This is a genomic window from Microbacterium sp. CH12i, from assembly GCF_000685355.1.
In the GTDB taxonomy this organism is placed as follows: Bacteria; Actinomycetota; Actinomycetes; order Actinomycetales; family Microbacteriaceae; genus Microbacterium.
In genome coordinates this window covers 1-11738 of record NZ_JHET01000017.1, presented here as the reverse complement: position 1 = coordinate 11738, position 11738 = coordinate 1, and the positions used below count along the sequence as shown (strand labels likewise).

Annotated in this window: 12 protein-coding genes; all 12 read left to right on the top strand. The window is 64.6% G+C overall.

Going from position 1 to position 11738, the window contains the following annotated elements; translation table 11 throughout:
* Positions 1–453: 453 nt before the first annotated feature.
* A complete protein-coding gene (locus DC31_RS16555; protein ID WP_152545474.1) occupies positions 454–1554 on the top strand; it encodes a Y-family DNA polymerase in 1101 nt (366 codons plus the stop codon).
* Between the two features lie 73 nt (positions 1555–1627).
* Positions 1628–1918 carry a hypothetical protein gene (locus DC31_RS16550; protein ID WP_036282233.1) on the top strand — a complete coding sequence of 97 codons (291 nt, stop codon included), beginning with the start codon at positions 1628–1630 and terminating at the stop codon, positions 1916–1918.
* Positions 1918–2331 (top strand): ribbon-helix-helix protein, CopG family, encoded by a 414-nt coding sequence (locus DC31_RS18865; protein WP_051607215.1) that lies wholly within the window; start codon positions 1918–1920, stop codon positions 2329–2331. Before DC31_RS16550 ends, DC31_RS18865 begins: the two co-directional genes overlap by 1 nt.
* A 28-nt stretch (positions 2332–2359) precedes the next feature.
* Positions 2360–3397: an ATP-binding protein gene (locus DC31_RS16540; protein WP_036282232.1), complete on the top strand. Its 1038-nt coding sequence runs from the start codon at positions 2360–2362 to the stop codon at positions 3395–3397.
* Positions 3398–3876: 479 nt separating this feature from the next.
* Positions 3877–4140 carry a hypothetical protein gene (locus tag DC31_RS16535; protein WP_036282229.1) on the top strand — a complete coding sequence of 88 codons (264 nt, stop codon included), beginning with the start codon at positions 3877–3879 and terminating at the stop codon, positions 4138–4140.
* A 219-nt stretch (positions 4141–4359) separates the two neighbouring features.
* Positions 4360–4938 (top strand): CHC2 zinc finger domain-containing protein, encoded by a 579-nt coding sequence (locus tag DC31_RS16530; protein WP_036282224.1) that lies wholly within the window; start codon positions 4360–4362, stop codon positions 4936–4938.
* Positions 4935–7352, top strand: coding sequence for a toprim domain-containing protein (locus DC31_RS17295; RefSeq protein ID WP_051607213.1), 2418 nt, complete (start codon positions 4935–4937; stop codon positions 7350–7352). Before DC31_RS16530 ends, DC31_RS17295 begins: the two co-directional genes overlap by 4 nt.
* Positions 7301–9451 (top strand): hypothetical protein, encoded by a 2151-nt coding sequence (locus DC31_RS16520; protein WP_051607211.1) that lies wholly within the window; start codon positions 7301–7303, stop codon positions 9449–9451. The genes DC31_RS17295 and DC31_RS16520 overlap by 52 nt, the downstream gene beginning before the upstream one ends.
* Positions 9451–10023: a helix-turn-helix domain-containing protein gene (locus DC31_RS16515; RefSeq protein WP_036282219.1), complete on the top strand. Its 573-nt coding sequence runs from the start codon at positions 9451–9453 to the stop codon at positions 10021–10023. Before DC31_RS16520 ends, DC31_RS16515 begins: the two co-directional genes overlap by 1 nt.
* A gap of 183 nt (positions 10024–10206) precedes the next feature.
* Positions 10207–10731 carry a hypothetical protein gene (locus DC31_RS16510; RefSeq protein ID WP_036282217.1) on the top strand — a complete coding sequence of 175 codons (525 nt, stop codon included), beginning with the start codon at positions 10207–10209 and terminating at the stop codon, positions 10729–10731.
* Between the two features lie 14 nt (positions 10732–10745).
* On the top strand, positions 10746–11480 hold the full coding sequence (locus tag DC31_RS16505; protein WP_036282215.1) for a hypothetical protein: 735 nt from the start codon (positions 10746–10748) through the stop codon (positions 11478–11480).
* A 59-nt stretch (positions 11481–11539) separates the two neighbouring features.
* On the top strand, positions 11540–11738 hold a 199-nt coding region (locus DC31_RS16500; RefSeq protein ID WP_036282214.1), incomplete at its 3' end, for a hypothetical protein.

The following is an 11738-nucleotide window of genomic DNA, read 5'->3' as shown; positions in this document are numbered from 1 at the left end:
CGGACTGCACCCTGATACGACCGGATCGTCGACGCCTCCCACCTGCCTCTGCGACACCAGCAGAGTCATCCACTCGTCGAAGTCTCCCGCCGACCACTCCCACGGCTTCTTCCCGGCGTAGGCTCGAATCTCCGCACCACGCCCAGCGCCCGAGCCACCGAGTCCTCCCTGAGCCGGCGGCCACCGACCTGCTGCATCCGCCACCCCTCGAGCATCGCGTCAAAGACGGCTTCGTGGGCGTTAAGGAACGACACCCCGCTCGCGAGATACAACGACGACGCACCATGCGGAATCCGACCCATCGACAATCCAATCCATCCGTATAACGCTCTAATCATGCATTAAACGCGAACCCTGAGGATGGACGCAAGACTTCCCCGCGGAATGTTGCGCGGTAGATCGAACGCACCGATAGTGTTTCCGACACAGACGACGACTCGGATCCTGCATCGGATGCAATACCGCGGGGAACTCGGGTTACGAGCTCTGAGTTCCAACTATGAGCTCTACGCCGATATGAGTCGGCGCTTCCACACCCTCCTGGAACGGTTCGGACCGGGCCACCAGGAGTACTCAATCGATGAAGGATTCGTTGAGATCCCCGCGAGGATTGCGAACGATCCTGGGGCTCTGCAGGCGCTCGGCCGCGACATGAAAGACACCATTTGGCAGCTGATCGGAGTGCCCGTCTGCGTGGGAATCGCCGGCACCCGCACTGAGGCCAAATTGGCGAACCGCACGGCGAAGAAACTCGCCGTGTTCGATGGGGTCTGCGTGTGGCCGGCAACGCGCCCCGAATGGCGCCAGCAGCTGATGTCCCGGCTTCCCGTTTCCGAGGTCTGGGGTATCGCCTCTCGTCTCGAGCGGCGACTTGCCGCACACGGAATCACGACGATCGCAGATCTCGCGGCCGCGGACCCAGTCATGATCCGCAAGGCGTTCAACGTCGTCGTTATGAGGACCGCGCTCGAACTGCGCGGCGTCGCCTGCATCCCCGCCGAGGAAGACCGCACCGGCAAGAAAGAGCAGCTGATCGTCAGCAGATCCTTCTCCGAGAAGATCACGACGAGAGACGGGATGCGACAGGCGCTGTCGATCTACGCTCAACAGGCATCGACACGGCTCGTCAAGCATGGGCAGGTGGCAAAGATCCTCACCGCGTTCGCCGGCACCAGCCACTACACCGAGCAGGTGCGTTACCCCAGCCAGGTCGTCCGGCTGCCATTCCCCACCGCCGACCCCGTAGAACTCATCCGCGCAGCGCACCGGCTGTTGCCACAGATTGAGGAAGGCGTGCGCTGGGCGCGCGCCGGCGTCACACTCACCGACCTGCGACCCACCGAAGTCATCCAACCCCTCGACCTGTTCCGGCACGCTCACGAAGACGCCGGGATCTCCACCATCATCGACAAGATCCAACACAAGACCGGGCGAGACATGCTCGGTCTCGGATGGGGAGGGATGCGCCCCGGACCCTCCTGGCAGATGCACCGCGGCATGCTATCCAAGCGCGCCACCACCCACTGGGACGAGCTCATCACCGTGAAGGCATAGCCCACGCCACATGCGCATGTTCATACGCCACTTCTGGACTACAAAAGTCTTACTTCTGTAGTACAATAGTCATATGGCGATCGAGTGGACAGACAGTGCAGAGAAGCACTACCCGATCGCTGATGGCAGGTACGCACTCAAGCACCGACTGTTCTTCCTCCGGGGGTTCGACGTCGACGCCGAGACGGGCGAAGTCGTTGACCTCGTCGTTGGTCCCGCCCGCGACGGGCAGATCCTCGAGGTCTTTGTTCACCGCCGGGCACCGCAGACGGTGTTCGTCTTCCACGTCCTGCACTTCCGTCCCAAGACCAAGTCCCGCGCTCAGGCGATCATCGCGTCACGACAGCAGAAGGAGGAAAGCTGATGTCTCTCAGCAAGAAGGAACAGGATCACTACGCGGCGCTCGCCGCGCGCGCGGAGGCCGAGGACTACGCGCCGATCGAGCGGCTCGCAGAACTGAGCTCGGCAGCCAGCACGACGCCCGACGAGCTGGATGCTCTGCTGCGCGAGCTCGATGAGATCCCCGCAACCGACCAGGCGCCCACACCTGCAGGTTCCACGGATGAGCGCGCCAGCAAGCAGGACGCACTCGAGCTCGCCGCGATGGGCCGGCCAGGACTCAGCGGCCGCCCCGGGGCTGGGCCTTCCCCCAAGCGGCAGGTTCGGCTGTCGAAGGAACTTGACGCTGCTCTCACCGCCCGGGCTCTGCTCGAGCACCGCAATGCCAGCGACATCATTCGTGACGCGCTCGATTCCTATCTGCGCGCAGCCGCATGACGGATAACACGCACACCGCGCTGTGATCATGGATGCTGATCCGGTCTCGACGACGCAGGCGCGCACGGCGTGGCACGTTGGCGTCGACCCGCTGCTCACGGCGTTCCCGACCCACGCCGGCGACATCCTTCGTGCGATCGCGTTCGCGCACCGTGCGCACTTCCCCGTGCCCGTGTTCATCACCGGCCGCACGGGAGCCGGCAAGACCACACTCGCGCGTGTCATCGGAGATCTCACCGGTCAAGTTGAACCGTTCGAGCTCCCGCAACTCTCCCTGCTCTCGATCCGCAAAGCTGCTCGAGCGGGGGAGCCCCTCATCGTCGACGACGCGGCGCCAGCCGGGGCTCATGCGCGCCCGTCGATGTTCACGCAGATCCAAGGCGAGATCTACAGCAGCCGCAACTCACCCCTGCACGCTGCATCGATCATCGTCGCCACCGGTGAGCAGAAGATCGACGAGCTCAGCCAGGGGCGAGTACTACTCGCCCGTATCAATCGGCGTCGTGCCCCGATCGAGATCTACCAGCAGCTGCACGACGCCGCAGCTGCCGCGTCTCGCCGTAGCGTCCACACCTACCTGCAGGCACAGATCCCGCACATCTCACTCAGCAACGCCGACAACGCTGCAGCACGCATCGCGCTCAGCGACCACCTGGACCACGGCCGCCGGCGCGACGCGGCACTGCACATCGGCCATGTGCTGCTCCGCAACCTCGACCTCAACGTCGAGTCACCACGGCCACACCTGTCAGCGGATGACCAGATCATCACCGCAACACACGCAGCGCTGCTCTACGCCCTCGACAACGGCGCGACACTCACCGGCTCCACCGACTGGACCATCGGCAGACGAGACGACGACTACCTCTACGTGATCCCCGGCGAGATCATCACCTTCATCCGTGCAGAATCCGGCAACCCCGACCTCAGCACCACCGCAGTAGCCGCAGCCCTCGAACGCAACCACATGCTCTACCCCAGCCGCACCCAAGGGCGCAGCATCCCCCGCTCCATCAACGGCACGCTCACCCGCGTCTGGCGACTCACACCCGGACTGATCGCCTGACACCGACACGCCGTGAACCACGAACCCGACCACCCCATCCGCACGCCAGCTGCACCAACAGACACCGAGCCGCCAACATTTTCTTGCGCTGAATCACCCTCCTACGCCTTACGGGATTAGCGTGTACCGTGCAGCACTGCAAAAACAGGTGTTCCAGGTGTTCCACTGGCTGACCTGGGATTTCCTAAATCGGCTCATCCCAGAAAAACGACTAGGTGTTCCACCCGAAAACAACTACTGACCAGGTAAAAACATGCGCCCGGAACACCTGGAACACATTTTCAAAGGCATACACCCCACACGCGCGATGTACGCGAGCGCGCGAGGGTGTTCCAGGACGGCGCGAAACTTTTTTTCCGGACCCGATGTCCGCGAAGCCGCACTTCCGAGGCCTATATGGACATGGAGATCTCAACGCCCTTGCAACTCGCCGAACCAAAGTGCGTGATTCTGAATCAGGTTCATGTTAGGAATGGGGTATGGCATCAGGGAACAAGCCCGGCCGGCGCTCATACGGCCTACGCGCCACTCGCACTGTGCGCTATCCAGCGGAGTACGACGAGATCTTCGTTCGTCGCGCCGAAGAGTCCGGCATCCCGATCAGCAGCTGGCTGGCACTCGCTGTCTGCCAGCAGGCCGGCCTCGATGTCCCCGAGTACGTCAAGGATGAGCTCGAGGAAGCAAGACGTAAGCAGTCCCGCCAAGCGACAGACGAGGAGCTCGACATGCCGCGGACGGCGTAGAAACAAAAAGACCCCCGCTGGTCGGCAAACCTGCGGGGGTCGGAAGTTGTGTGTGTTTTTGAGTTATGACCTCCGGCAAGAGGTCGTGAACCCTTATTCAGAATTCGGGTATGTGATGATTGTAGCCGCTTTGTTGCGGATGTCTAGCGCAGGTGTGCACAGTTTCGTGCGCGTCGCTAGCTCATCTGTGCGCCGCCCCGTCGCGGGGGTGGCTTTGCGATGACCCTCGACACCCCGTCTACGACGGCGCTGACGAACTCCCTCGATCGCGTGTGGGAAGCACTCGACCGTGGTGGCTTCAAGCCCACCCGCCGTGCCAACACCTTCAAGGCGCTCTGCCCCGTCCACGGCGACGCCAACCCGTCACTGAGCGTCCGTTACGACCCCCAAGCCGGGAAGATCGCACTGCACTGCTTCGGCTGCGATGCATCCGTTTTCGATATCACCGCCCAGCTGGGCCTCACCGTTGGCGACCTGTTCGACGCGCCACTGCCCGACGATCGCCGCACCAAGAACCGCACCACGCGAGCCCCTCGCCAAGCACTTCCGCCTCGACTCACCCGCGAAGAGCTCGCCACCCCTGCACCGGATCTGACCGGCGCCAAGTGGGACCGCGTGAAGGCCTACGACTACGTCGACGCCGCCGGAGTCGTCCAGCAGCGCGTCCACCGCGAGGAAACCGTCATCGACGCACCCGCCACAAGCGCTTCACTCAGAGCTACCGCGGCAACGCCGGCCGCTTCGTCAAGCGCAAGCCCGAAGGCTTCACCCCCCTGCTGTACAACCTGCCCGCAGTGACCGCGACGATCGCTGATGCCGGTGACGTCTGGCTCCTCGAGGGGGAGAAGGACGCCGACAACGCAACCGCTGCAGGCCTGGTCGCCACGACCAACGCCGGCGGCGCAACAGCGTTCCCCAGCGAGCTCGTCGACCGTTTCCGCGGTGGCCGCGTGCACCTGGTCGTCGACAACGACCAGGCCGGCTACAAGCGCGCCGCATCCGTGACCGCGCAACTACTGCGCGAAGGCATCGAAGCCCGCGCCTACCTGCCCAACGTCGCCGACTCCAAGGCAGACTTCACCGACCACATCGCCGCCGGCGGCACCGTCGACACCCTCGTACAGATCACCGTCGACGACGCGATCGCGCTCGAAGCCGCGGCCGAGGCAACACGCCTGATCACTCAGGTGGAGATCTGCCTGAAAGAAGCCAACGCCCAGCTGACCGCGACGGCACAGGATCAAGCAACCTCCGAGCGCAACGCCGAGGCATGGGCACGTGAGTCCGCCAAACGCCTCGAGCGGATCACGTCTCTGCAGCCCACGATCCCCACCACTCTCGGCCCCCGCGCCGAACCCGCCCGCGCCGAACTCGCAGCAACCGTGAACGCAGCTGCCGAGATCTCCCGTGACACCTTCCTCGCCGCCGGCCTCACCGTTCCCCGCGATGTCACCGCGGCGCTCGCCGCATCCAGCGAGCTCGAGCAGGACGACGTCGACGAGGCGACCACCGAGCCGAAGAAGCCTTCTCCCGTTGCATTCAAGACCGGCTCTGACGCGGATAACCGCGATGGGGGCAACGGCGGTGGCGGCGGCACGCCCCGGTTCTCTTCTGATGATCAGCCGGCCAAGCGTGCTGTCATCAAGCGCGAGGAGTACGACGTCGTCGACGGAATCACTGTCAGCGTCAAGTGGGTAGCTGGTGCCACCGATGAAGAGGGCAACGTGCAGTGGGAGCCGCGTTACTCCGCAGTCCTCAATGGGTGGGCTGAGATCCAGACCGTCGCTGTCGAAGACGACGGCACCGACAGTGAGATCGCCCGCGCCCCGCACATGATCGCGATCCGGTTCTTCCGCTACGTTCGCGACTTCCGCGGCATTGCGATCATCGACAGCGAGACTGGCCAGCCCCAGACGGAATCTGCCCTCGTCAAGTTCGACGAAGAGCAGCTGCGGACCGGAACTTGGTCGCAGGCGCTGCCGTGGCCGAATCTCCTCGAATCCACCACTCGTCGCGGCAAGGACCAGGCGTGGGACGCGATCCGCAAGGCCCGCCAGACGGTCGCCACCAACAGCCGCGTCTATACAACCCTCGGCTGGCGCAAGGACGCCGATGGCAACCCTTTCTTCATTCACTCAACCGGCGCGATCGCCGAGAGCGGCGCGCTCGACGACGTCGAGGTCAAGCCCTCGCTGTTCAGCGTCTTCAACCTCCCCGCACCCACGACAGATGCTGCAGAGCTCCGTGCCGCGTGGCAGAAGGGCACCCTCGAGGCGAAGGATTCCTGGCTCATCGGCCGCGCTCTTGCTCCGCTGCTCGCACAGTCCTGGGGTGCGGTCCTCAAGCCCAACGACGCCACCGTGCACCTGGTGGGTGGACGCGCCTCGCTCAAGTCCGCACACGGTCGACTGTGCGTGCAGTACTTCGCCCCCGAGGTTCACTACCACGGCGTCAAGGAAATGCTCTCTGGCTCCGCGAAGGGCGGCTCCGCGCTCGGTCTGATCCGCAGCGCAAACACCGTTTCGCACTTGCCGCTGCTCATCGATGACTTCGCCCCGGACGGTAACGCGAAGCAGGCTCAGAACCGTCTCGGCGAGCTCGCCCGCATGCGGTTCAACTCCACCGGTCGCAAGGTTTCCACTCAGCGCGGGGGCGTCCGAGAGGACCGCCCGATCGAAGCGAATCTGATCACCACTGGTGAGCTCACCGCGACCGGTTCCGCCGACAGCCGTATCCTCAACATCCCGCTGCACCCGCAGTCGGTCGACAAGGGCAAGGCGCTGTTCGCCCGCCTCGAGTCCCGCAGCTACCGTGCCGCCCGCGCACTGCTCGGCGCCACCCTCATCCAGTGGGTCGCACAGCGCCGCGACCAGATGCTCGAGGAGATCCAATCCGCGATCGAGGGCGACATCACATCCCCTCTCACCACCGACAGCTACTGGGAAGCTCGCCTGCGCGACCTGCCTCACGACTCTGGCGTCCGCAACCGCCTCGAGAACATGGCCGTTGATCTCGACCGTGGGATCTACATCATGCTCAAGATGCTCCGCGACTACGACGCGATCTCCAAGGACGAAGCCACCGAGTTCTACAGCTGGGCACGCGAAGGAATCTATGAGGCCGTCTCCCTGCAGGATTCCGCCACGTCGGCGCCGGCGAGATGCTCCTCGGCTTCCTCCGCGAAGCACTGCTCTCGGGCAGCGCACACCTGAGCACCCAGAACGGTGACGCACCCTACGACGCCCCCAGCCTCGGCTGGGTCGATCAGAGCGCCGGCCAGGTCTCCCAGTGGCGCCCTCTCGGCTCTCGCATCGGCGTCATCGTCGGGGAGGGCGATGCCCAGCGTGTCTACCTCATTCCCTCGACAGCGATCGGTGTCGCCAACGCCGTCGCGCAGCGCGCCGATGAGGTCTTCTCGGAGACCACACACTCGATCGCGAGCAGCTTCGAGAGCCACGGCTGGCTCGTCAAGGACCACGAAGGAAAGCGCTCCGGGTCTCGCCGTATCGGCGGGCAGAAGGTTCGCGTCTGGGATATCCCTCTCAGCGCGCTGCTCGGCTCCGACGACGAGCCAGGCACCAGCGCACCCACCGATGGCCCGACAACCGACCCAGACAACCAGCCTGGTGGTCTGTTTGACGTCGACCCCACCCCTAATGCCCCCACGAAGCCCAGCGCGCCTACTGAGCTCATCGACGAAGAGCCGCCGGTCGAGGAGTACCCGCCGACAGACCCGTACCTTGACGAAGCCACCGTAGAGCCAACGCCAGAGCGCCCTGCAGTCGAAGAGGCAGCGCCCACCGCGGCTGCACCGCTCCCTGCACACCCCGCCGGACGGCGCAACAGCAGCACCCCGTTCCGCGCGTCGGTTGCCGTCCTACACACCGATGGCGTATGGCTGCCCGATGGCACGCACTTCGACCTTGACGAAGAGATCTCCCACGCCGGTCAGATCGCGATGCTCGCAGCGCGACTCGGCCTCGGCACGCAGATCAACACCGGCCCGAGCAAGCTGCGCCGCACCGAACGCGGCCAGGTGTACCTCACCCTGGATTTCGCGTTGTCCCTCGGCATCCCGTTCGACCAGCTGCCTGCCCCGGGATCATTCCGCTACCGCGAGAAGCTGCACGAAGCGACTACGGATGCCAGTTTCATCGCCCTCGCTCGTGAGTCCGGCTTCCAGGTCTCCGGAAAGGATGCCCTCGACCCCAACCTCGAGGTCTGGCATGACGACAACCCCGACATCGGCGTGCTCATTGGTTTCCTGCCGGCCCTTGAGCCGTCGTTCCAGTTGACCATCCTCAAGGACCAGCCCACACCCATTGAGATCGCAGATCGTCTGCAGCGGTTCACCAGCGCCCTGCGCTTCCCTTACCGCAAGACGCCCTCGAGCACCGGACTTGATCTGCTGTTCGCCCTGCACCCGCGCTCTGAGCGCGATCGCCTGTTCGCATCCTCCCCGTCGCCTCGCGTGCTGCACGAGGCCGGCCACGACGAATCGGACCTCGACTGGCAGCGCGCACTCACCGCTGAGGAGAAGGAACACACTTGGGCGCACGCCTACGACCGCGGCGGTTCCTACCTCGCCGCGATTGCTGGCCTCGAGGTCGGCATCGGCTCGCCCACGCATCACCCCGAGCCTCTCGTCTTCACCAAACTCCCCGGCTACTGGAACATCACCATCCCCGAGCACGGGCACTGGCTCACCCCGAATCTGTTCAGCCGCTCGGGAATCACCGGCGATGCAACTGCCGGCAGTCGCGTCTGGGTCGCGACTCCCACGATGGAGCTCGCCGTCGAGCTCGGCATCGAGCCTGAGATCCACGAGGCCTACCTGTGGCACGAGAAGGGCCGCATCTTCGACTCCTGGCAGAAGCGCATGCGCGACGCCCGACAGACCCTCGATACCGACGACCCCAACGATCAGACCGCCCGTGATCTGCTCAAGAAGGTCTACGTTTCCGGTCTCGGCATCATGTCCAGCGACACCTACCGCAGCGGTCGCCACGGCTTCGCACCCCACCGCTACGACCACGTCATCGCCAAGGCCCGAGCGAACATCATGCGTCGCGTCTTCCAGATCGGCCGCGACACCAACCGCTGGCCGGCCGCGATCAGCAAGGACACGCTGATCTACACCAGCCCTGACGTCGACGCCGCAGCATCCTGGCCCGGCAAGCCCGAGCACTACGGCCGCGGCCTCGGCCACTTCAAGTACGAAGGCAGCGCCGAACTCGCCGCACACGCCCAGTACTTCACCGGCGACGCCCGCCCCTACGAGGGCAAGCAGCAACTCGTGGAGATCTTCTGATGAGCACCATTGACACCGACGCTATCGCGCAGCGCAACGCCGTTTTCGAGTTCTTCACCGGCAAGGACTACAACGAGGTCACATCCTCACCCAAGAGCATGCTGACCCACCTGTTCCCCGGAAAGAGCGACCGCTACCCAATCGACACCAAGCTCGCCGCCAAGCGACTCGGTGTCTCCCAGCGCACCGTTCAGCACTGGATCAAGGGCGACTCGAAGCCCCGACCCGAAACGGCTAAGAAGCTCGCCGACCGCACGCGGCAGACTGTGACCACCAAACGCGGCCGCGCACAAATGGCCAAGCGCGCAAAAGCCGAGCTCCCCGGCCGGACCCGCAAAGTCAGCGTCAACGGCGTACAGGGGATCTCGTCAGACCCCAATGACATGACATACAACCGCAACGGCAAAAGCCACCAGGACCTCACACCCGAAGAGCAAGAAATGTTCATCGACGCCTGGGCCAACGGCGGCGATCAGGGCGCTCTGGACTACCTCACGACCGTCTACCAGCGCCCCGGTGAATACCACGCCGAGTGGCGCTTCCACGGCGTCGACGGCATGAACTGGCGATAGATCCGCCAGGCGCTTCCCAGCGCATCCCGAAACCGGTAATGTTATGTATGTCACGTACTCTACTTTTCATCGGGCAAGGGAGGCCTCAGCCATGACCGCCAAGCGATCGACATCGCCGGCATTCTCTCTGCGCGCAGCGCAGCAGTCCACCCACACCCACCAGCGCCTCGACAGGACAACACCATGACCAACGCGAAAACACCCCAGCCCGAGATCGCCGACCTCGGGCTCGTCGGCTACGACTACTTCGCCCAGGAGCTCAACGTTCGACCGAGCACCATCCGCACCTACGCCAACGGCACCGAGAAGCAGCGCCTCATCGACTTCCCCCTGCCCGTCACCGGCCCCAACAGCCGACAGCCACTCTTCCGAAAGGAAGCAGCTGACACCTTCATCAGCAACCGCCGTGCAGGCAGCACCACAGGTAAGGGCCGCGTCAAACCCGCAACCCTCACCAAGACGCAGCGCACAGCGCTGCAGGCCGCTGCCGCCACCCTCGGCCACGAGATCAAACTCGACGACCGTCGCGCCGTACGCGAGGCCATCTATGGCGAACTCGACTTGCCCGTGATCACAATCACCAAGAACGAGCAGCTGCCGGCCGTCGACACCCCCACCATCAAGAAGCTCTACAAGCAGACCGAGCACCCATTCCTCCACCACCTGCTCACCTACCGCGGCATCGACACCCCCACCACGACCTCCTGACCAGGACCAAGTCCATGACTGAGCCAACGCCCCTCTGGCAGACCACCGAGCACGCCGATCTAGCCGTGCTCGAGCACGCCTGGGGAGCACACCGGCTCTCACTGATCCTCGGCGCCGCCCTCGGCAGCTACAACCGCCTCGGCAACGTCAACGCGCTCGCCGCAAGCACCGCTCTCGACGTCTCCGAGGGCACCATCCGCCGCTGGGTGCGCAACGGCGTGCCAACCTCAAGACAGCAGGCCGTCATCGAGCTCGTACGCCCACCACAGGGCGCATTTGAGGACGAATACTCCGAGCTCATCACCGCCCGCCGCAATCTCGAGTACCTCGAGCAGAACCCCTCCGGCGCCGCCGAGATCTGGGGAATCAAGCGCTGGGATGAGCCCCATGACCTCGCCGTCGTCAAGCTCGCCGGCGAGCCCTTCTCCGTCGCACGCATCGCCCGCACCGAACGCGAGCCCGCAAGCACCAGGCGCATGCTGCAGGGTGGCCAGAAGGACACACGAGGCCACTACCTCCCGCCGGCCGAGATCGCCACCTTCCCCAACTACTTCGCAGCCGCTATCGCCCGACTCGAGATCCTCGAGGACGTATACGCCTACCGCGTGCGCATGCCACACGGTCGCCTCGACCGCGGGGGATCCAAAGCATGGCTTACCGAAGCACCCCGCAAACCCCTCAAGTCCTACCGGAAAAAAGGCCGCATCCGACCCCGCACCGGAGCCACAGTCGGCATCCGCCACAACTAGCCGGAGGCGCGCAGCGCCGACCCCGCCAGCAACTCACGCCCGCCGCGCACATCTAGGGCATGACAGCAAAGCACCCATGCCGCCGGCTCATTCGCCGAGCAACACGCTTCATCACCGACCTCACCGCACTAACCCGAGCACTCCGCAAGCTCGGGCAAGAAGCGCTCGTGGCCACCGCCATCATCATCACCCTCGTCACAGTCATCCACACCAGCTCCGGGGGAGAACCAGCACCACAGGCACCCAACCTCACCACCC

Excerpts from the sequence above, each read along its gene's own strand:
- DC31_RS16555 (WP_152545474.1), top strand. The coding sequence starts at position 454 with ATGCAATACCGCGGGGAACTCGGGTTACGAGCTCTGAGTTCCAACTAT.
- DC31_RS16550 (WP_036282233.1), top strand. The coding sequence starts at position 1,628 with ATGGCGATCGAGTGGACAGACAGTGCAGAGAAGCACTACCCGATCGCT.
- DC31_RS18865 (WP_051607215.1), top strand. The coding sequence starts at position 1,918 with ATGTCTCTCAGCAAGAAGGAACAGGATCACTACGCGGCGCTCGCCGCG.
- DC31_RS16540 (WP_036282232.1), top strand. The coding sequence starts at position 2,360 with ATGGATGCTGATCCGGTCTCGACGACGCAGGCGCGCACGGCGTGGCAC.
- DC31_RS16535 (WP_036282229.1), top strand. The coding sequence starts at position 3,877 with ATGGCATCAGGGAACAAGCCCGGCCGGCGCTCATACGGCCTACGCGCC.
- DC31_RS16530 (WP_036282224.1), top strand. The coding sequence starts at position 4,360 with ATGACCCTCGACACCCCGTCTACGACGGCGCTGACGAACTCCCTCGAT.
- DC31_RS16520 (WP_051607211.1), top strand. The coding sequence starts at position 7,301 with ATGCTCCTCGGCTTCCTCCGCGAAGCACTGCTCTCGGGCAGCGCACAC.
- DC31_RS16515 (WP_036282219.1), top strand. The coding sequence starts at position 9,451 with ATGAGCACCATTGACACCGACGCTATCGCGCAGCGCAACGCCGTTTTC.
- DC31_RS16510 (WP_036282217.1), top strand. The coding sequence starts at position 10,207 with ATGACCAACGCGAAAACACCCCAGCCCGAGATCGCCGACCTCGGGCTC.
- DC31_RS16505 (WP_036282215.1), top strand. The coding sequence starts at position 10,746 with ATGACTGAGCCAACGCCCCTCTGGCAGACCACCGAGCACGCCGATCTA.